This window comes from Methylocella sp. (assembly GCF_044226135.1).
Lineage (GTDB): Bacteria > Pseudomonadota > Alphaproteobacteria > Rhizobiales > Beijerinckiaceae > Methylocapsa.
Map to the genome: position 1 here is coordinate 15,510 of NZ_JBGAHM010000029.1, position 17,598 is coordinate 33,107.

Annotated in this window: 20 protein-coding genes and 1 pseudogene; 11 read left to right on the top strand and 10 right to left on the bottom strand. The window is 70.9% G+C overall.

Annotated features, from left to right (window positions below; genetic code table 11):
- Positions 1 to 42: 42 nt before the first annotated feature.
- A complete protein-coding gene (locus ACILRB_RS12025; protein ID WP_395666531.1) occupies positions 43 to 252 on the bottom strand; it encodes a cold-shock protein in 210 nt (69 codons plus the stop codon).
- Between the two features lie 419 nt (positions 253 to 671).
- On the opposite strand from ACILRB_RS12025, the gene ACILRB_RS12030 reads away from it, so the two are divergent.
- Together ACILRB_RS12030 and ACILRB_RS12035 are read left to right on the top strand one after the other, a co-directional pair.
- Positions 672 to 1,211: a formaldehyde-activating enzyme gene (locus ACILRB_RS12030; protein WP_395666532.1), complete on the top strand. Its 540-nt coding sequence runs from the start codon at positions 672 to 674 to the stop codon at positions 1,209 to 1,211.
- Between the two features lie 13 nt (positions 1,212 to 1,224).
- Positions 1,225 to 2,217 carry an MBL fold metallo-hydrolase gene (locus ACILRB_RS12035; protein ID WP_395666533.1) on the top strand — a complete coding sequence of 331 codons (993 nt, stop codon included), beginning with the start codon at positions 1,225 to 1,227 and terminating at the stop codon, positions 2,215 to 2,217.
- Here the strand turns inward: ACILRB_RS12035 and ACILRB_RS12040 are convergent.
- Positions 2,204 to 3,580 carry an L-serine ammonia-lyase gene (locus ACILRB_RS12040; RefSeq protein WP_395666534.1) on the bottom strand — a complete coding sequence of 459 codons (1,377 nt, stop codon included), beginning with the start codon at positions 3,578 to 3,580 and terminating at the stop codon, positions 2,204 to 2,206. The genes ACILRB_RS12035 and ACILRB_RS12040 overlap by 14 nt on opposite strands.
- 333 nt (positions 3,581 to 3,913) lie before the next feature.
- Here ACILRB_RS12040 and ACILRB_RS12045 point away from each other — a divergent pair, with 333 nt between their 5' ends.
- On the top strand, positions 3,914 to 4,651 hold the full coding sequence (locus ACILRB_RS12045) for a type 1 glutamine amidotransferase (RefSeq protein ID WP_395666535.1): 738 nt from the start codon (positions 3,914 to 3,916) through the stop codon (positions 4,649 to 4,651).
- Positions 4,652 to 4,799: 148 nt separating this feature from the next.
- The gene (locus ACILRB_RS12050; RefSeq protein WP_395666536.1) at positions 4,800 to 5,516 is read left to right on the top strand and encodes a sigma-70 family RNA polymerase sigma factor; all 717 of its coding nucleotides are present in this window, start codon (positions 4,800 to 4,802) and stop codon (positions 5,514 to 5,516) included.
- On the opposite strand, the gene ACILRB_RS12055 is transcribed toward ACILRB_RS12050, so the two are convergent.
- On the bottom strand, positions 5,411 to 6,394 hold the full coding sequence (locus tag ACILRB_RS12055) for an LLM class flavin-dependent oxidoreductase (protein WP_395666537.1): 984 nt from the start codon (positions 6,392 to 6,394) through the stop codon (positions 5,411 to 5,413). The genes ACILRB_RS12050 and ACILRB_RS12055 overlap by 106 nt on opposite strands.
- Positions 6,395 to 6,628: 234 nt before the next feature.
- Between ACILRB_RS12055 and ACILRB_RS12060 the strand changes: the two are divergent.
- The 5 genes and pseudogenes from ACILRB_RS12060 to ACILRB_RS12080 all read left to right on the top strand — a co-directional run.
- Positions 6,629 to 7,588, top strand: a pseudogene (locus ACILRB_RS12060) (PAS domain-containing protein); the annotation flags it as partial.
- A gap of 76 nt (positions 7,589 to 7,664) precedes the next feature.
- Positions 7,665 to 8,591, top strand: coding sequence for an ATP-binding protein (locus tag ACILRB_RS12065; protein ID WP_395666538.1), 927 nt, complete (start codon positions 7,665 to 7,667; stop codon positions 8,589 to 8,591).
- Positions 8,584 to 9,201, top strand: coding sequence for a response regulator FixJ (fixJ, locus tag ACILRB_RS12070; protein WP_395666539.1), 618 nt, complete (start codon positions 8,584 to 8,586; stop codon positions 9,199 to 9,201). The genes ACILRB_RS12065 and fixJ overlap by 8 nt, the downstream gene beginning before the upstream one ends.
- A 96-nt stretch (positions 9,202 to 9,297) precedes the next feature.
- The gene (locus ACILRB_RS12075) at positions 9,298 to 9,687 is read left to right on the top strand and encodes a response regulator (RefSeq protein WP_395666540.1); all 390 of its coding nucleotides are present in this window, start codon (positions 9,298 to 9,300) and stop codon (positions 9,685 to 9,687) included.
- Between the two features lie 101 nt (positions 9,688 to 9,788).
- The gene (locus ACILRB_RS12080; RefSeq protein WP_395666541.1) at positions 9,789 to 10,481 is read left to right on the top strand and encodes a helix-turn-helix domain-containing protein; all 693 of its coding nucleotides are present in this window, start codon (positions 9,789 to 9,791) and stop codon (positions 10,479 to 10,481) included.
- 82 nt (positions 10,482 to 10,563) lie between these two features.
- Here the strand turns inward: ACILRB_RS12080 and ACILRB_RS12085 are convergent, their stop codons facing one another.
- The 5 genes from ACILRB_RS12085 to ACILRB_RS12105 all read right to left on the bottom strand — a co-directional run bounded on the left by ACILRB_RS12085 (position 10,564) and on the right by ACILRB_RS12105 (position 13,825).
- On the bottom strand, positions 10,564 to 11,100 hold the full coding sequence (locus tag ACILRB_RS12085) for a cytidine deaminase (protein ID WP_395666558.1): 537 nt from the start codon (positions 11,098 to 11,100) through the stop codon (positions 10,564 to 10,566).
- Positions 11,097 to 11,378: a KGG domain-containing protein gene (locus ACILRB_RS12090; RefSeq protein ID WP_395666542.1), complete on the bottom strand. Its 282-nt coding sequence runs from the start codon at positions 11,376 to 11,378 to the stop codon at positions 11,097 to 11,099. Before ACILRB_RS12090 ends, ACILRB_RS12085 begins: the two co-directional genes overlap by 4 nt.
- Positions 11,379 to 11,799: 421 nt before the next feature.
- Positions 11,800 to 12,105, bottom strand: coding sequence for a hypothetical protein (locus tag ACILRB_RS12095; RefSeq protein ID WP_395666543.1), 306 nt, complete (start codon positions 12,103 to 12,105; stop codon positions 11,800 to 11,802).
- Positions 12,106 to 12,328: 223 nt separating this feature from the next.
- Positions 12,329 to 13,054, bottom strand: a complete 726-nt coding sequence (pgl, locus tag ACILRB_RS12100) for a 6-phosphogluconolactonase (RefSeq protein WP_395666544.1) — start codon at positions 13,052 to 13,054, stop codon at positions 12,329 to 12,331.
- A 120-nt stretch (positions 13,055 to 13,174) separates the two neighbouring features.
- Entirely contained in the window at positions 13,175 to 13,825 is a 651-nt protein-coding gene (locus ACILRB_RS12105) for a MarC family protein (RefSeq protein ID WP_395666545.1), read from the bottom strand.
- Positions 13,826 to 13,975: 150 nt separating this feature from the next.
- Between ACILRB_RS12105 and ACILRB_RS12110 the strand changes: the two genes are divergently transcribed.
- Both ACILRB_RS12110 and ACILRB_RS12115 read left to right on the top strand, forming a co-directional pair.
- Positions 13,976 to 15,409, top strand: a complete 1,434-nt coding sequence (locus ACILRB_RS12110; RefSeq protein ID WP_395666546.1) for a sodium:proton antiporter — start codon at positions 13,976 to 13,978, stop codon at positions 15,407 to 15,409.
- A 266-nt stretch (positions 15,410 to 15,675) separates the two neighbouring features.
- Positions 15,676 to 16,257, top strand: a complete 582-nt coding sequence (locus ACILRB_RS12115) for a L,D-transpeptidase (RefSeq protein ID WP_395666547.1) — start codon at positions 15,676 to 15,678, stop codon at positions 16,255 to 16,257.
- Positions 16,258 to 16,273: 16 nt separating this feature from the next.
- Here ACILRB_RS12115 and ACILRB_RS12120 read toward each other — a convergent pair whose 3' ends face one another.
- Positions 16,274 to 17,167, bottom strand: coding sequence for a hypothetical protein (locus ACILRB_RS12120; protein WP_395666548.1), 894 nt, complete (start codon positions 17,165 to 17,167; stop codon positions 16,274 to 16,276).
- A 91-nt stretch (positions 17,168 to 17,258) separates the two neighbouring features.
- Complete coding sequence (gene ykgO / locus ACILRB_RS12125; protein ID WP_395666549.1) at positions 17,259 to 17,384, bottom strand: type B 50S ribosomal protein L36; 126 nt, start codon at positions 17,382 to 17,384, stop codon at positions 17,259 to 17,261.
- Positions 17,385 to 17,598 lie beyond the last annotated feature (214 nt).

Below are 17,598 nucleotides of genomic sequence, written 5' to 3' on the forward strand. Positions count from 1 at the left end.
AAAAAGCCCCGGCGGGGAGGCCAGGGCTTCGCGAAGGGGCGATCAGGCGGCGCGGAGATTTCCGGCCGAGGATTTTCCGGTCCGCTTGTCGGCGACGACGTCGAAGTTGATCTTCTGGCCTTCCTGGAGGTGGCGGAGGCCCGATTGCTCCACGGCGCTGATATGGACGAACACGTCCTTGCCGCCGTCGTCAGGCTGAATGAAGCCGTATCCCTTGTCCGGATTGAACCACTTCACAGTTCCCGTAGTCATGTACTGCATCCTTAGATCGTAACAGGCGAGCGTCGCATGATGACGCCCGTGTCGCATCGTCCGTCAATAAGTCGTCAGCGGACGCAAACTACGAAAGCCCAGTCGCCAGCCAAGTCGTCGGTAGAACATACGACACCCGTCAGTATAAAGCCGACGCGCGCGCAGCGCAAGGCCACTGCGTCAATTTGGCGAGCTGACAAAAACTTGAGACGGCGCTATAAATTTTTGCCCTCCCTTTTCTTCGTGATGCTTCAACAGCGCCCTGCGCCGCGGCGCCTGGGCAAGGCGCCGCTCAAGCCGCCTTCGCCGGCCTGCCTGAGCCCTGCCCCTGCGCGCGCCCTGCTTCCGCCCGGCGCCTTCCCCGCGGCCCCGCGCGATGCTATGCGGGGCGCGATTTTCTCCAAAGACAAGGACGCGACATGAGCGAGATCTGGCTGCGCGTCGGCGAGGCGACGGTCCTCGCCGCCGAAGGGCAATTCACCGACGCCATGCCCGAGGTCATGATCGGCCATGTCCGCGGCCCGGTCGGCCAGGCCTTCGCCGCCATGGCCGGGCAGGCCGCCGGCCATCCGCGCATGCTGGTCATCCGCGACCTCAACCAGATGGTCCGCCCGGCGACCATGATGACCACCAAGGTCACGGTCAATTCCTCGGCCTATGTCGAGCTGCTCGGCGGCGTGGTGCAGGCGGCGACCGGCGACGCGATCGTCGACCTTCTGGCCGAGGGGATCCTGCCGAAGGACCAGGCCGACGATCTGTGCATGATCATCATGATCTGGCTCGACCGGCGCTGCGCCTCCGACCCGAACCTCGACCAGAAGGACCTCTACCGCACCAATTACGAGGCGACCAGGCTGGCGATCACCCGCGCCCTGCGCGGCGAGCCGACGGCGGACCAGCTCATCGCCAACCGCAGGAGCGTGCAGCATTACGCGCTCGAGGGGATCATCGAGACCTGAGGCGGGCGCCCCCGTGCGCCGGCCAGGCCGCGCCGGCCCGCCGTCCGACCATTGCGACGGAACGCGCTTCTTCAATCCGGGCGGCGACGGCGCCGGGGGCGGGCTTTCCGCCCTTCTGCGCTGGCGCCGCGAGCGCCGCCCGGCGCCCTGGCCGGCGGCGCTGCCCTCGCCCTTCGCCGACCGTCCGCCGGAACGAAGCGAGAGCCTGCGCGTCTCGTTCATCGGCCATGCGTCGCTGCTGATCCAGCTCGCCGGCCTCAACATTCTGGTCGATCCGGTGTTTTCGCAGCGCGCCAGCCCGGTCGCTTTCGCGGGTCCAAGGCGCTTCAATCCGCCGGGCGTCGCCTTCGACGATCTGCCGCCGATCGACGCGGTGCTGGTCTCCCACGCCCATTACGACCATCTCGACCTGCCGACGATCCGGCGGCTGCGGCGCTTCGACCCGGCTTTCGTGACCGCGCTCGGCAATGACGCGATCCTGCGCCGCGCGGGCGCGGGCCTGCGCGTCGAGGCCGGAGACTGGGGCGCCCGCGTCGCGCTGTCGCCGCGCGTAGAGGTCGCGCTGACGCCGGCGCGGCACTGGTCGGCGCGAACCCCCTTCGACCGCAACCGCGCGCTCTGGTGCGGCTTCTTCATCCGCGCCGACGCCGGCGCGATCTACGCCTCGGGCGACACCGGCTATGGCGACGGCGCGATCTTCCGCGCCCTCAGGCGGGAGCATGGGGCGCCGGACGTCGCGGTCCTGCCCATCGGCGCCTATGCGCCGCGCTGGTTCATGCAGGCCCAGCACGTCGATCCGGCCGAGGCGGTGGCGATCTTCGAGGCGTGCGGCGCGGGCCATGCGCTCGGCGTCCACTGGGGCACGTTCAACCTGTCGGACGAAGCGCATGACGAGCCGCCGCGGCGGCTCGCCGAGGCGCTGGCGGCGCGAAACCTCGCGCCGGAGCGGTTTCGCGCGCTGCGCCCGGGCGAGGTCTTCGACGCAGGCGCGCTCAGCATTCCGTGAAATTGACCGCGAGCCCGCCCTGCGAGGTCTCCTTGTATTTGCTCTGCATGTCGGCCCCGGTCTGGCGCATGGTGGCGATCACCTGGTCGAGCGAGACGCGGTGAACCCCTTCGCCGGCGAGCGCCAGCGAGGCGGCGGCGACCGCCTTCACCGCGCCGAAGGCGTTGCGCTCGATGCAGGGGATCTGCACCAGCCCGCCGACAGGGTCGCAGGTGAGGCCAAGGTGATGCTCCATGCCGATCTCGGCGGCGTTCTCGATCTCGGCGTTCGAGCCGCCGAGCGCGGCGGCGAGCCCCGCCGCGGCCATCGAGCAGGCGACGCCGACCTCGCCCTGGCAGCCGACCTCGGCGCCCGAGATCGAGGCGTTCATCTTGAACAGCGCGCCGATCGCCGCCGCCGTGAAGATGAAGGCGCGCTCGCCTTCGGCCGTCGCGCCCGGGCAGGCCTCGCGGTAGTAGCGCAGCGTCGCGGGGACGACGCCGGCCGCGCCGTTGGTCGGCGCCGTCACCACCCGCCCGCCGGCGGCGTTCTCCTCGTTGACGGCGATGGCGTAGAGGCCGATCCGGTCCATGATCTCATGCGGCGGGCGCAGATTATTGAAGGCGCCGGCCTCGAGCCGCTCGGCGAGGCGGCGCGCGCGCCGCTGCACGCCGAGGCCGCCCGGCAGTTCGCCGGCGAAGCGCAGCCCGCGGTCGATCGCCGCCCTCCTGGTCGAGACGACGAGCGCCACATGCCGCTCGACCTCCTCGCGCGGGCGCATCGCCGTCTCATTGGCCTCGACGATCAGGGGAATCGACAGGCCCGTGCGCGCGCCGATCGCAAGCAGGTCGTCGCCGCTCGCGAATGGATAGGGCGTGGTCTTCGCGTCGCAGGCGGCGGGGCGGCCGGCCTCGTCCTCGCGCAGCACGAAGCCGCCGCCGATCGAGAGCCAGCGTTCCTCGGCGAGCAGCGCGCCTTCGGCGTCGAAGGCGGCGAGCCGCAGCGTGTTCGGGTGGCGCGGCGTCGCGCTCATCCGGTCGAACACCATGTCGGTCTCGGGCGTGAAGGGCGCGGGCTCGGGCGCGCCGACGAGCGGCAGCCGCCGTTCGCGTAAGATTTTCGCGTAAAGCGCCTCGGCGGCGTCGGGGTCGATGGTCTCGGGCGCGCAGCCGGCAAGGCCGAGGATCGTCGCCTTGTCGGTGGCGTGGCCGCGCCCGGTCCAGGCGAGCGAGCCGTAAAGATCGACCCGGACGCGGCGGGTCCGCGCGGCGAGGCCCGCTTCGGCGAGCCCGGTCGCGAAGGCGTGCGCCGCCTTCATCGGCCCCACGGTGTGGGACGAGGATGGGCCGACGCCGAGCTTGAAGATGTCGAACACGCCGATCATGCGGGCGCACCGCGCGCCGGACGGTCGCTGGAGAAAAACGCGGGGCGGTCGGTCAAGAATCCTCCAGAAAGCGCGGCGGCTGCGGCGTCGACAAGCAAAAGGCGGGCGCGGGCCCTGCGCGCCTCTTTACATATAGGCGCGCGCCGTCATGTCGGCGCGCCCGCGCCGCGCCGGGGCGCCGAAAAATGCGGCGAAGGCCGCGCCTGAAACGCGCGCCTCCCGCCGGCGCGCCGGCGGGAGGCTCCCGGCGCGCGGCCCTTGCGATGTGGGCTCGCATCTTGCTTTGTGTTGAAAAACAGCGATCTTTCCCGGGAAGAAAATTCTGGAGACACGATGCGCATTGTGGTTTTTCAGCATCTCGGCGTCGAACATCCGGGCCTCTTCCGCCGCCTCTGGGCCGAGGGCGGCCATGACTGGCGCGCCGTCGAACTCGACGAGGGCGAGCCGATTCCGACGCTCGACCCTTACGACCTGCTCGTGGTCATGGGCGGGCCGATGGACGTCTGGCAGGAGAAGCAGCACCCCTGGCTGGCGCGCGAGAAGGCGGCGATCCGCCATTGGGTCGAGGGGCTCGGGCGGCCTTACCTTGGCGTCTGCCTCGGCCACCAGCTGCTCGCCGCCTCGCTCGGCGGCAAGGTGGCGCTGATGGCGCGGCCCGAGGTCGGCCTCGCCGACGTCGACCTCACTCCGGCGGGCCAGGAGGATCCGCTGTTTGCGGGCTTTTCGCCGAGCTTCCCGACCTTCCAGTGGCACGGCGCGGAAGTCTGCGGCCTGCCGCGCGACGGGGCGATCCTCGCCGGCAATTCGGCCTGCCCGGCGCAGGCGATCCGCGTCGGGCGCCACGCCTACGGGCTCCAGTTCCACACCGAGATCGAGCCGTCGGCGATCGCCGAATGGGGCGAGGTGCCGGAATATTGCGCGAGCCTCGAACGGGCGCTCGGCCGCGAGAAGGCCGAACGGCTCGGCGAGACGATCACGCCTCATTTCCCCGCTTTTGAGGCGGCCGCGCGCCGCTTCGACGCAAATCTGACGCGCATCGTCCAGACGCTCGCCCAGAGCGAAGGCGTCTGAGGGGCGGCGGCCCGGTCTGTGGCAATTCTGCAACAGATCTTGATCCTGCGCAAATGCCGCACCCGCCCATGTGCGGGGCGCCGCCGATCGCACGTCTAACCCGGTGAGAAACGCGCCGCGCCTGCGGCGACGTCCAGGGTTGCTTGCGATGATGAACACTGTGGACGCGGCCGGGAGCGGCGCCGCGCTGCTCGCCGCCGTGATGACCGAAAGGCGCCAGCTCCTCTCCATGGCGACGCGCATCCTGCGCTGCCCGAGCCTCGCCGAGGACGTGGTGCAGGACGTGGCGGTCAAGGCGAGCTGCATGGCCGGCGGCGGCGTCGACTGTCCGGCCCAGTTCGCGCGCTGCATGGTGCGCAATCTCTCGATCGACCGCGCCCGCAAGCGCCGCCGCGAGGTCGCGCTTTCGGCGCCGGTCGAGAATCTCGACGCCGTCGAGCGCGAGGGCGCCGGCCCCGGCGAGAGCCTCGCGGCGCGCCAGGCGCTGCGCGCCGTGTTCAGCGCCCTCGACGAATTGCCGGAGCGCACCCAGCTCGTGTTCCGCCGCGTGCGCATCGAGGGCGTCGCGCAGAAGACCGTCGCCGCCGACCTCGGCGTCTCGCCGACGCTGGTCAATTTCATGGTGCAGGCGGCGCATCGCCACTGTCTCGCGCGGGTCGAGCAGGCCGAAGGCGCCGTCGGGGCCGCGCCCGCCGCCAGGCGTCTCGCGCCGCGCCGCGCCGTCGCGCGCCGCGCCCTCGACGACGGCCGCGCCGGGCCTCAGCCCGCGGGGAGGGCCACGTCGGCGCAGGCCGAGGCGAACAGTTCGAGACCGGCGCGGCGACGCTCGAAAGACGGCGTGACCGGCTTCAGCACGACGCTTTGAGGCGCGATCCCGGCCTCGATCGCCGCAAGTTTTTCGCGCAGGAGCCCGGGCGGGCCAATGAGCGAATCGTCGAGCACGCGTTCGACGTCGAACCATTCGCTCCATTCGGGCTGCAGCGCCGCCGTTCCGGCCTTCATCTTCGCCATGACCGGGCCGAGCAGCTCGGCCGCTTCGGCGCGCGCGCCGGCCTCGGTGGCGCCGGGGTGGAAAAAGCGCATCAGCGCGAGCTTTGGCGCGCTTTGGCCCGCCGCCTCGCGCCAGACCGCCGCATTGCGCGCCACGACGTTCAGCGGAAAGGGCGGGCCGCACATGAAGCCGTAGCCGCGCGCGCCGGCGAAGCGCACGACCTCCGGCGTCGAGGTCGCGAGATAGACCGGCACGGGCTTCTGCAGCGGCCGCGGCGCGATCGTCGCGCCCTCGATCCTGTAGCGCGCGCCCGAAAAGCTGACGTTCTCCTCGTAAAGCAGGCGCTCGACGAGGTCGAGGCTTTCGAGCATATGCGCGCGCGTGTCGTCGGCCTCGAGGCCGAACAGCCGGCGCTGAAGCGGAAACGGGCCGCCCTTGGCCACGCCGAACAGGAGGCGCCCGCCGCTCAGCACGTCGAGCGTGGCGACGTCTTCGGCGACGCGCAGCGGATTGTGGAACGGCAGCAGCGTCGCCGCCGAGCCGATGGCGAGGCGCGTCGTGCGGGCGGCGAGAAAGGCCAGCAGCGCATGGATCGAGGGGGCGGGCGAGTCGGCGTTGAAATGATGCTCGACGACCCAGGCCTCGTCGAAGCCGATCCGCTCGGCGAGTTCGACCAGCGCCGTCTGCTCGGCGTAGGCGCGGGAAAAATCCCGGTGCGGATTGTCGAAGCTGCAGAACAGGCCGAAACGCATGAGACGTCCTTCATGGGCGGCGTTTCAGGGCCGCCCTCGCGGCGGCGGCCGCCGCCTTGCCGTATAGCACATTGCATCGCTCATGTCGCCCGGCCGTTTTGACGGCGTCGGCGATTTGTCGCAGACGGCTTGACCGGGAAGGCGGAAGCGTTTGATCTGACGCAAGCGCGCCTCAGTCACTCGCGTGCGGCGCCGAGGGGAACGGCGAGGAAGCGGCGACAGGATCAGGTCGGAATGCAGGGTCGGGGCGGCGCTTCGCCGGAGACGGAATTTTGCGGCGCGCCCGCCGCGCTCGAGGCGGTCGGCGCCGGATGCTGGAGCCTTGACGCGCGCGCGGGCGCCTTCACGCTCGACGCCGCCGCCGCGCGCCTTTTGGGGCGCGCCGCCGGGCCGCTCGGCCACGCCGCCTTCTTGAGCCTGATCGAGGACGCCGAGCGTCCCCGCGTCGCCGCGGCGCTGGCCTCGACGGCGCCGGCCGGCCGAGGTCGAATTCGCGCTGAAGCGCGGCCTGGGCGAGGCGCGCGGCCGCCGGCTGCGGCTGTGCGCGGGCCCGGCCGCCGGCGGCGGCGCGGCCGGGCTGCTGCTCGCGGCCCGCGACGGGCGCGCCTTCGAGGCTGCGGCGAGCCGGCTCGCCGCGATCCTCGCCTTTTCCGACGACGCCATCATCGGCGAGACGCTCGACGGGATCGTCACCGACTGGAACCGGGGGCCGAGACGGTGTTCGGCTATCCGGCCGGCGAGATCATCGGCCGCGACGTCTCGACGCTCGAGCCCGAAGGCGCGGGCGACGAGGCGCTCGCCATCCGCGAGCGCATCCGGCGCGGCGAGCGGATCGACCATTTCGAAACCCGCGGCAAGCGCCGCGACGGCGGGGTGATCGACCTCTCCGTCTCGGTCTCGCCGGTGTGGGACGCGGCCGGCGCGCTCGCCGGCGTCGCGCGGGTCGCGCGCGACGTCAGCGCGGCCAAGCGCGCCGAGGCCGGCCTGCGCGAGCGCGAGGCGCATCTGCGCTCCGTGCTCGACACCGTGCCCGACGCCATGATCGTGATCGACAGCGCCGGCGTCATGCAGTCCTTCAGCGCGGCCGCCGAACGGCTGTTCGGCTATGACGCGCAGGAGGCCGTCGGGCGCAACGTCAGCCTGCTGATGCCGGAGCCCTACCGCGACCAGCACGATTCTTATCTCGGCCGCTACATGCGCACCGGCGAGCGGCGCATCATCGGCCTCGGCCGGGTGGTGGTCGGGCTGCGCAGGACGGCTCGACCTTCCCATGGAGCTGTCCGTCGGCGAGATGCGGCTCGGCGAGAAGCGCTTCTTCACGGGCTTCGTGCGCGACCTCACCGAGCGCCAGGAGACGCAGCAGCGCCTCCAGGACCTGCAGGCCGCGCTCGTGCACATCTCGCGTTTCACCGCCATGGGCGAGATGGCCTCGACGCTCGCCCATGAGCTGAACCAGCCGCTGACCGCCATCGCCAGCTATCTCAACGGCTGCCGCCGCATCCTTGACCAGGAGCGCCCGAAAGGCGGCGCCGGGGCCGACTGCTCGCGCCAGGCGATGGTCCGCGACGGCGTCGAGCGCGCCGCCGACCAGGCGCTGCGCGCCGGCCAGATCATCAAGCGGCTGCGCCAGTTCGTGGCGCGCGGCGAATGCGAGCGCCAGGCCGAAAGCCTGCCGAAGCTCGTCGAGGAGGCGGCGGCGCTGGCCCTCGTCGGCGTCAAGGAGACGGGGGTGCGCGTCTCCTTCGCCTTCGACCCCGCGGCGGCCTTCGTCCACGCCGACAAGATCCAGATCGAGCAGGTGATCCTCAATCTCATGCGCAACGCCGTCGACGCCATGATCGGCTGTCCGCGCCGCGAGCTGAAGCTCTCGACGGCCGCGCGCGACGACGACATGATCGAGATCGCCGTCGCCGACACGGGGCCGGGCGTCGCCCCGGAAATCCTGCCGCAGCTGTTCCAGCCCTTCGTGACCTCGAAGCCCGACGGCCTCGGCATCGGCCTCTCCATCTCGCGCACCATCGTCGAGGCGCATGGCGGACGGCTCTGGGCCGAGTCGAACCCGGACGGCGGCGCCGTGTTCCGCCTGAGCCTCAAGGCGCTCGGCCCGGAGGCGGCGCAGGACGGCGCCGGGCCGCGCGACGCGGGGCGCGGCCCGACGCGTGATTTGGCGCGAGACGCGGGAGGGCGCCATGTCTGACGCGGTGGTGCATCTCATCGACGACGACGACGCCGTGCGCCAGGCGCTGGGCTTTCTGCTGATGGCCTCGGGCTTCGCCGTGCGCGCCTATGAGAGCGCGGCGGGCTTCGTCGAGCGCCTCGGCTCGGCGCAGGCGGGCTGCGTCGTCACCGACGTGCGCATGCCGGGCGTCGACGGGCTCGAGCTGCTGCGCATCCTGAAGGCGCGCCGCGCCCGCCTGCCGGTGGTGGTGATGACGGGCCATGGCGACGTGGCCCTCGCCGTCGAGGCGATGAAGGCCGGCGCGGTCGATTTTCTGGAGAAGCCTTTCGACGACCAGCGCTTTCTGGCGGCGGTGCGGCTCGCGCTCGACCGCCAGGCGCATGACGCGCGGCGCGACGAGGAGGCGGCGGCGATCCAGCTGCGGCTCGACGCGCTTTCGGCGCGCGAGCGCGAGGTGCTCGACGGCCTCGTCGCCGGCCAGCCCAACAAGACCATCGCCTACGACCTCAACATCAGTCCGCGCACGGTTGAGGCGCATCGCGCCAACGTCATGGCCAAGATGGGCGCGGCGAACCTCTCCGATCTCCTGCGCATGGCGCTCGCGGCGCGCCAGGCGGCGGGCGAATAGCGGCTGTTGCGCGAAATCAAGGCGCCCGCGCCGCCGCGGGACTAGGGTCGCGCCATGGTGCGGAGCGGCTCGCGGGCCGCGCAACGGAGCCCTTCCATGCCCGAAGCGGAGCGCCTTGTTCTGATCGCCGACGACGACCTCGGCGTGCGCGACGCCCTCAAATTCGCGCTCGGGCTCGAAGGGCTCGACGTTCATGTCCATGGCGCCGGCGAGGAGCTGCTCGCCGACGCCGACCTCTGCCGCGCGGCCTGTGTGATCCTTGACGACGGCATGCCGAAGATGGACGGCTTCGAGCTGCTGCGGCGCCTGCGCGCCGCCAACCGGCGCCTGCCCGCGATCATGCTGACGAACCATGCGACCGACGGGGTGCGCGCGCGGGCCGGCGCCGCCGGCGTGCATCTCCTGCTCGAAAAGCCGCTGCTCGACACGGCCCTCGTCGACAACATCCTGAGCCTCGTGCGCGCCGGGGCCGCGGCCGGCGCCTGACGTTTCATATACGTAAAATCCCGTAGAGGCATTGCGAATAGGCTGAAATCTCAAGGGGGCGTAAACCGGAGCTGCGCTTATCGAAGCTCTGGAGTCCTGCGATGTCGGCCTCTTTTTCCCTCGCCCTCGACCAATCCTTCGACACGCGCCGCGGCGCGCGGCAGGCCTGGGCCGAGACCGCGCGCGGCCCGGCCGAAGTCGCGCCGGGGCCCGGCGGCCAGGCGCTGCATTTTCTGGCCGACAGCGAGATCTTCGCCGACGGCGACGAATGCGTCTCGTTCTACCGGGTCGTCAGCGGCGTCGTGCGCACCTGCAAGTTCCGCAGCGACGGACGCCGCCAGATCGACGCCTTCTATCTTCCGGGCGACGTGTTCGGCTTCGAGGCCGGCGCGCGCCATGCGCTCTGCGCCGAGGCGGTGAGCGAGGCTTCGGTGATCGCCTATCGCTGGCGCGGCGCCGACAGCCTGCCCGTCGACGACCGCGCCGCGCAGCAGCTCTTCGCCGCGGCCCTGCATGAACTGCGCCGCGCCCAGGATCATTCGCTCCTGCTCGGCCGCCGCAGCGCCTTCCAGAAGGTCGCGGCCTTCCTGATCGACATGATCGAGCGGTCGCCCTATGAGGATTCGGTCGAGCTCGCCATGTCGCGTCAGGACATCGCCGACTATCTCGGCCTGACCATCGAAACGGTGTCGCGCACCCTGTCGCAGTTCGAGCGCGAGGAGGCGATCGCCCTGCCGAGCGCGCGGCGCGTGCGCGTGCTCGACCGCGCCGCGCTGCGCCACGCCGCCGCCTGAGCGTTTCGCCTGACGGCGGGCGGCCGCACATGAAAAAGGCCGCCCTCCGGCGGCCTTTCTGTTTCGCGCTCATGTCTTGCGCTTACGTCTTGTCTTGCGCTGGCGTCTTGCGGGCCGCAAAATCCGGCCCGAAGGCCGCGGGCAGCAGCGCCCGCGCCGAAAAGCGCGCCCGCACGCCCATGGGGCCCGCGACAAAAACCTCGACGTCGCCGCCGTCCGAAAATTCGAGGATGCGCTGACGGCAGGCGCCGCAGGGCGTGGTCAGGCCCTCGCCGTCGCCCAGAATGAGAATGGCCGCGATCCGCCGCGCGCCCGACAGCGCCATCGCCGCGATGGCGCCGGCCTCGGCGCAGGTGCCGACCGGATAGGACGCGTTCTCGACGTTGACGCCGCAAAAAATCGCGCCGTCCGGCGTGCTGAGCGCCGCGGCGACATGGAAGCCGGAATAGGGCGCATAGGCCCGGGCGCGCGCCGCCGACGCCGCGTCGAACAGGGCCGTGAGCGCCGGGTCGTCAGTCGCGGTCATGATCCTCCGGGCTGAACGAAGATGAAAGCGGCGATCCCGTCGCCGCTTTGATCCGCCCGGGACGCGTCCGGGGCAAGCCCGCTCCGCGCCTATTCAGCAGGCTTCTTGGCGCCGCCATGGGAGGCGTGGCCGCCCTTGCGGCCGGCTTCCGAGGCGAGCGGATGGTTGCGCGAGAAGCTGCGCTTGTTGGGGTTCACGCTCTGCCCGCCCTTGCGTCCGGCTTCGGCCGCAAGCCCGGGGTTCTGCGAAAAGCTGCGCTTCTCATGCGGGACGCTTTCGCCGCCCTTGCGGGCGATGGCGCGCTGCTTTTCGGGGTCCATCGAGGCGAAACCGCGCGTGGAGGTCTTCTTGGGAGTTTCGACTGCGCTCATGGCGTCTCTCTTCCAGATTCGAACTGACTGGAGATGTAATGTCTGGCGCCGGTAAAGGTTGCCGGTTTCCGATCAAAGACACGTCATAAAAAAAGAATAACGATATTGCGCCGCGTCTGTTGCGGCGCCAAAACATCCCGGCCCAAACAGGGCGCGAGCACTGAAAAGAGGCCGTGCGGCGCCGGCGAAGACTTGGGCCGGCGGAAATACTTGAGCTATGCCATAGCCGCGCGGCGGCTTGTTCTGTTCAAGCGCGTCCTGTTTCGGGCGAACGCGCGAGGCGACAAAAGGTTCTGTCCACGCCGCCGCCGACGAAGCCGCGAGAGCATTTTCAGTAAAAATTGCAGACTTTTACGTTAAGAAAACGCGCAAGACCAAAATGTTGGAGCGCGCTCGCGACCCAATGACGTCCGAGCGCGCTCTAGAATCCGACGCCGAGAATGATCGCGCCGGGGCAGGCGAGCGACGTGACGCAGGGCGCGCGCGCCTCGGGCGCCTCGGGCGGGCGGGCGTCGGCCTGACGCAGCCGGCGCGGCGCCGGAGCCCGCCGGCGGGGCGGGGCCGGCTTGCGCGCGAGCCTGACTTCGGCGTCGCCGTCAAACACCAGCGCCGGAAAGCCCTCGCCAAAATCGAGCGCGCGCGCCGGCGCGCCGGCGAGCGCAAGCGTCGCGGCGCAGAAGGCCGCAAGCCCGCCAAGGCGCCGTCCGATTGTCCGGGCCGCTGTCAAATTCTGCTCCTTCGGTCCTTCGGGGCGCAGACGCCGGCGTGCGAGGCGACGCCTTGCAGGCGACGGCTTGAGCGGCGCGGACGAACCGTCACTGTCGCGCCCCGGCCGGCGCCGGTCCGTGCGCTGGCGCACATGGCGCGGCCGCCGCGCCGCGGCGCGTTCTGGAGCATTTTCAGTAGAAGTTGCACGCTTTTACGTCAAGAAAATGCGGAAAAACAAGATGTTAGAGCGGAAAGGCGGCGCGGTCGGCGAAAATGCGCAACGTTCCCTGGGGCGCGATCCGGGCGGCGGGAAGGCGGTCGTCGCCTTCGAGCAGGCGGCGCAGCATCTCCTGCTTCGAGGCGCCCGAGACGAGAAAGGCGGTTTCGGCCGAGGCGGCGAGCGCCCTGAAGGTGAGCGTGACGCGCGGCTCGGGCATGGCCCCGACGACCGCCGCCGCGAGCCGGTCCTTGACGTCGAGCGCCGGCGAGCCCGGAAACAGCGAGGCCGTATGGCCGTCCGTCCCGAGCCCGAGCAGGGTCACGCCGAACAGCGGCCGGTCCGGATCGTCGCGCCCCTGCGCGCCATGGAAGCCGAACAGGTCGCGTTCATAGCGTCGCGCCGCCGTCTCGGGGTCGGGCGCGCAGACGTCGACCGGGTGGACGTTTCCGGCCGGAATCGGGACATGGTCGATCAGGGCTTCGCGCGCCATGCGAAAATTGCTTTTCGGGTCGTCCGCCGGCACGAAGCGCTCGTCGCCCCAGAACAGATGGACCTTGCCCCAGTCGAGCGCTTCGGCGAGCGGCGGCGCGGCGAGGCGCGCATAGACGTCGCGCGGCGTCGAGCCGCCCGACAGGCACAGCGCGAAGGGGCGTTTCGAGGCCGCCGCCGCGGCGGCGATGAAGGCGGCGGCGCGCGCCGCGAGGTCGGCCGCGTCTTCCGCGACGTCGAGAATCGGCTCGGGGCGCATCGGGCTCCTTTCGCTGAGGCCTCGCCCAGCATCGCGACGCGCCGGCGCGCGTCAATCCCCCGCGCCGCTGGCGCGTCGACCCGCCCCCCGCCGCGCCGGCGCGTTCGACCGGCCGGGCCGTCAGGCGTGCGGCAGCACGCCATAGTCGTGCAGGCCGCCGACGACGCCGTTGAAGACGAGGCCGACGCCGATCGCCGAAACGAAGAAGCCGACGATCCGCGTCACGGCGTCGATGCCATGCGGGCCGATCCTGTCGACGAGCTTGCCGGCGTAGACGAGGCAGACGAGCGTGACGAGCATCGCGGCGAGAATCGCCCCGGCGATGGAGGCGAACGCCAGACTCTCCGTCGGCGACTGCCGGATCTGCGACTGCATGCCGAGCACCGTGGCGATCGCGCCCGGGCCGCACATGATCGGCAGGGCGAGCGGCACGAAGGCGACGTCTCCCCGGGGCGCGCCCGCCTGCGGGATGATCGAGCTGTCCTTCGACGGCGCGAACAGCTCGAAGCCGATCTTCGTCAGGATGATGCCGCCGACGATGCGCACCATGGAGAGCGGCACGCCGAACACGCTCAGGATGATGGCGCCAAAGACCAGGAAGAAAAACAGCAGCAGCGTGGCGTAGAGGCAGGAGCGCAGGGCGACGGCGCGCCGCTCCGCGTCGCCGCGGCCCTCCATCAGCATCAGGAACACGGGCAGGGCCTGCAGCGGGTTGATGATGGCGAGCAGCGTCGTGAAGGTGCCGACGAAGAGAGCCCAGGGCTGCGACATGATCGGTCTCTTTCCGGCGGCGCGTCCGGCGGCCGCCTCAGGCTTGACCTCTTGCCATGGGCGCCGCCAGGCGACAAGAGTCAGGCGGGCCTTGCGCCGGCCTGGCCCTGGGCGAGGCCCGCCTGAACGCAAGCGGAGGGCGAGAACGACATGCGGATTTCAGGACATGCGGCGAAAAGTTTTGCGGCGGCGTTCTTCGTCGCGGGCCCCGCCACGGCGGCGGAGGGCCTAGACGGCGCGAGCCTGCACTGGAGCCTCACGCTGCCTTTCGCCGGAATCCTGCTGTCGATCGCCTTCGCGCCGCTTCTCGTGCGGCGCTGGTGGCACGCCCGCTACACGCTCGCGGCGGCGTTCTGGGCGGCGCTGGGGCTTGGCGGGCTCGCCGCCGCCGTGGGGGTCGAGGCGGCGGCCGCGGCCTTCGTCCACACCGCGGCGCTCGAATATGCGCCCTTCATCTTCATGCTCCTTGCTTTGTTCACGGCGGCGGGCGGCCTCGCCGTCGAGGGCGAGCCGCGCGCGACGCCGCTCGTCAACTGCGGCTTTCTCGGCCTTGGCGCCCTGCTCGCCAGCGTGATCGGCACGACAGGCGCCTCGATGATCCTGATCCGGCCCGTGCTGCGCGCCAACGCCGGACGGCCCTTCGTCGCCCACGTCTTCGTGTTCTTCATCTTTCTCGTGTCGAACATCGGCGGCGCGCTGACGCCGCTCGGCGATCCGCCGCTGTTCCTCGGCTTCCTGCACGGGGTCGATTTCTTCTGGACGGCGCGCCATCTCTGGCCTCAGACGCTGCTCGCCTGCGTCGCGCTGCTCATGCTGTTTTTCTGCCTCGACGCCTTCTTTTTCGCACGCGAGCGCCGGCGCGGCGTCAAGATCGGCGGCGGCGACGACACGGAGCGGCCGAAGCGCCTCCGCCTCCTTGGCCTCGTCAATCTGCCGCTGATCCTCTGCGTCGCCGCCACCGTCGCGGCGAGCGGCTTCCTGCCCCCGGTGACGGCCTTCGAGGTCATGGGCACGCCGATCCCGTGGCGCAACCTGATGCGCGAAGGCGTCATGATCGCCGTCGCGGTCCTCTCGATCCTGCTCACGCCGAAGGCGGCGCGGCGGGCGAACGCCTTCGACTGGGAGCCGATCCGCGAGGTGGCGATCCTGTTCGCGGCGATCTTCTCCTGCATCATTCCGGTCATGGCCATGCTGCAGGCGGGCGAGAGCGGGCTTTTCGCGCCCGTCGTCGCCCTGCTCGACAAGCCCGGCGGCGCCCCAGACCCCGCCGCCTTCTTCTGGGCGACGGGCGTGCTGTCCTCGATGCTCGACAACGCGCCGACCTATCTCGTCTTCTTCGAGCTTGCGGGCGGCGACGCGGCGACGCTGATGGGCGCCAAGGCGCATGTCCTTGCGGCGATCTCGCTCGGCGCCGTGTTCATGGGCGCGCTCACCTATATCGGCAACGCGCCGAACTTCATGGTCTACGCCATCGCCCGTCACGCCGGCGTCAAGGCGCCGGGCTTCTTTCCCTACATGCTCTGGTCCTGCGCGATCCTTCTGCCGCTGTTCGCCGCGCTGACGCTGATCTTTTTCTGGGGCTAGCCGGGGCCAGACTCCGTCGTTTGCGGCGGGCGTTCAAAAAGGCGCGAAAATCATATGTCCCTGAATGCTGAAATGGCGCGGCAGGATCGGCCTGCTTTGCAGCGCAGATGAGTTTGCGTGGCCGAAGCTCACGACATGTTTTGGCCATAATCTCGAACGGGCCTTGCCGGCGCCGGCTTCGACCCGCGATGCTGCCCCCCGAACTCTGGCGGCGGAGGACGGCGATGCGGCCGATTCGGTTGGGGAGCCCTTTTGCTTCGCGCGGCGTGGCGTTCTGGCGCGCGAGCCCTGAATACGCGAGTCTTGCGGGGGCCTTTCTGGCCGCCCTCCTCGCCGTCGCGCCCGCCGCGGCGAAGGTCCGCATCGACGTCGACCTTTCGACCCAGACGCTGCGCGTCAGCGGCGCGGGCGCGGAGCGGGTCTGGCCGGTCTCGACCGGGCGAAGCGGCTTTGCGACGCCGCGCGGGTCGTTTCATGCGCAACGGCTCAGAAAAACCTATCATTCGCGCAAATATCACGGCGCCCCCATGCCGCACGCCATCTTTTTCACGGGCGGCTACGCCATCCACGGCTCCTATGAGACCGGGGCGCTCGGGCGTCCGGCGTCGCATGGCTGCGTCAGGCTCGCGCCGCGCCACGCCGCCGAGCTTTACGCGCTCGTCAAGGGGGCGGGCGCGACCATCGTCATTTCCGGCTCGCCGCCCGCGACCGAGGAGCGCGCGCGAAAGCTCGCCCGGACCTTCGTCGACGGCGGCCGGGCCGCGTCGCGCCGGCCGGACGGGCGCGAACGGGACGGGCGAGAGCGGGACTGGAGCGTCGGCGAGGGCCGCGAATGGGACGGCTGGTGAGGCGGGCGGGCGGCCTTCAGATGTCGCGGCCGCGCACGGAGAGCGACAGTTTTTCGGCCATGGCCCTGAGCTCGGGCTGGGCCGGATAGATCGCCAGCGCCTTCTCATAGGCTTCGAGCGCGCGCCGGTCGAGGCCGACGCGGCGCAGGATCTCGCCCATGGCGAGAAGCGCGCCGAAATCGCGCGGCTCGAGCCGCAGCGCCTTGTCGACGTCGGCCATCGCCCCGTCGACGTCCTGCGCCGCGAGCCGCGCGGCGGCGCGCTCGGTCCAGGCCTGCGCCCAGTTCGGTTCGATGGCGACGAGCCGGTCGAGCAGCGCGAGCGCAGTCGCGGCGTCGCCCGCTTCGGCCGCGGCGCGGGCGCGCTGCATGACAAGGCTCGCGGTGTCGGAGCGGGGATCGCCCAGGATGCGCTGGATCGCCACGGCGACGGGCTGCGCCTCCTGCGGGGTTTGCGCGGCGGCGAGCCTCGTAAACAGGGCGTCGAGCGCCTGCCGGCGCAGCGCGGCGGGATCGGGGCGGGGCGCCATGGCCTTTTTCAGCGCTTCGGCGCGCGCCCTGTCGCGCTCGGCCTTCAGCGCCGCCTCGTCCTTGACGGGCGGGGCGGCCTTGGGAAGGCCTGAGCGGGCGGGATCATAATTCGGGGCGACGGGCGACGTCGGCCGGAAGAAGGAGTCCGGCGGCCGCGCGGGAACGGTCGAGCCGTCCCGGTCGAAGTCGAAAGGCTCGCCCGGCGCCGGCTCGTCGTCGCCGAGCATGCGCCAGCCCTGCGGCAGCCCGCCCGAAAAGGGCAGGTCCTGCCGCGGCGGGGGCCCCGCCGGCTGCGCGAGGGCGTCAGGCGACGCGTGGCAGGACAGCGCGCTGGCGCAGGACAGGACGAGGGCGAAGCTAGAAAGACGCGATCGGGCCATGCCGCGAGCTTAAGGCGCGGCGCCCGAAACGCAAAGCGCGGCCGAAGCCGCGGCGCCCGAAACGCAAAGCGCGGCCAAAGCCGCGCAAGGCTCAGCCCTGACGCGCCTTGTAGCGCTTCTGCGTCTTGTTGATGATGTAGACGCGGCCCTTGCGGCGCACGAGCTGGTTGTCGCGGTGGCGCGCGAGCAGCGACTTGAGGGAGTTGCGGACTTTCATCGACCTGATCCAAACGAAAACGACCGGCCCGAGGGCCGGCGGCGTGAATTGGCGCTTTCCTGCCTGATCCCGCGCTCAAGGTCAACCCCGCGCCCGCCCCGCGCGCCCGCCGGCCCGCCCGCGCGCAAATCTGGAATGTTTCGCCGCGCGGCTGTTTCTCCTGTCCGGTCAGGCTTCAGGCGCCGCCGCTGGCGCCAAGCTTGCAACCGTCTGC

What these genes read in the sequence shown, in the direction of transcription:
- ACILRB_RS12050 (WP_395666536.1), top strand. Translation starts at nt 4,800, where the DNA reads ATGATGAACACTGTGGACGCGGCCGGGAGCGGCGCCGCGCTGCTCGCC.
- ACILRB_RS12120 (WP_395666548.1), bottom strand. Translation starts at nt 17,167, where the DNA reads ATGGCCCGATCGCGTCTTTCTAGCTTCGCCCTCGTCCTGTCCTGCGCC.
- ACILRB_RS12075 (WP_395666540.1), top strand. Translation starts at nt 9,298, where the DNA reads ATGCCCGAAGCGGAGCGCCTTGTTCTGATCGCCGACGACGACCTCGGC.
- ACILRB_RS12030 (WP_395666532.1), top strand. Translation starts at nt 672, where the DNA reads ATGAGCGAGATCTGGCTGCGCGTCGGCGAGGCGACGGTCCTCGCCGCC.
- ACILRB_RS12025 (WP_395666531.1), bottom strand. Translation starts at nt 252, where the DNA reads ATGACTACGGGAACTGTGAAGTGGTTCAATCCGGACAAGGGATACGGC.
- ykgO (WP_395666549.1), bottom strand. Translation starts at nt 17,384, where the DNA reads ATGAAAGTCCGCAACTCCCTCAAGTCGCTGCTCGCGCGCCACCGCGAC.
- ACILRB_RS12065 (WP_395666538.1), top strand. Translation starts at nt 7,665, where the DNA reads ATGGAGCTGTCCGTCGGCGAGATGCGGCTCGGCGAGAAGCGCTTCTTC.
- pgl (WP_395666544.1), bottom strand. Translation starts at nt 13,054, where the DNA reads ATGCGCCCCGAGCCGATTCTCGACGTCGCGGAAGACGCGGCCGACCTC.
- ACILRB_RS12080 (WP_395666541.1), top strand. Translation starts at nt 9,789, where the DNA reads ATGTCGGCCTCTTTTTCCCTCGCCCTCGACCAATCCTTCGACACGCGC.
- ACILRB_RS12090 (WP_395666542.1), bottom strand. Translation starts at nt 11,378, where the DNA reads ATGAGCGCAGTCGAAACTCCCAAGAAGACCTCCACGCGCGGTTTCGCC.
- ACILRB_RS12110 (WP_395666546.1), top strand. Translation starts at nt 13,976, where the DNA reads ATGCGGATTTCAGGACATGCGGCGAAAAGTTTTGCGGCGGCGTTCTTC.
- fixJ (WP_395666539.1), top strand. Translation starts at nt 8,584, where the DNA reads ATGTCTGACGCGGTGGTGCATCTCATCGACGACGACGACGCCGTGCGC.
- ACILRB_RS12045 (WP_395666535.1), top strand. Translation starts at nt 3,914, where the DNA reads ATGCGCATTGTGGTTTTTCAGCATCTCGGCGTCGAACATCCGGGCCTC.
- ACILRB_RS12105 (WP_395666545.1), bottom strand. Translation starts at nt 13,825, where the DNA reads ATGTCGCAGCCCTGGGCTCTCTTCGTCGGCACCTTCACGACGCTGCTC.
- ACILRB_RS12055 (WP_395666537.1), bottom strand. Translation starts at nt 6,394, where the DNA reads ATGCGTTTCGGCCTGTTCTGCAGCTTCGACAATCCGCACCGGGATTTT.
- ACILRB_RS12040 (WP_395666534.1), bottom strand. Translation starts at nt 3,580, where the DNA reads ATGATCGGCGTGTTCGACATCTTCAAGCTCGGCGTCGGCCCATCCTCG.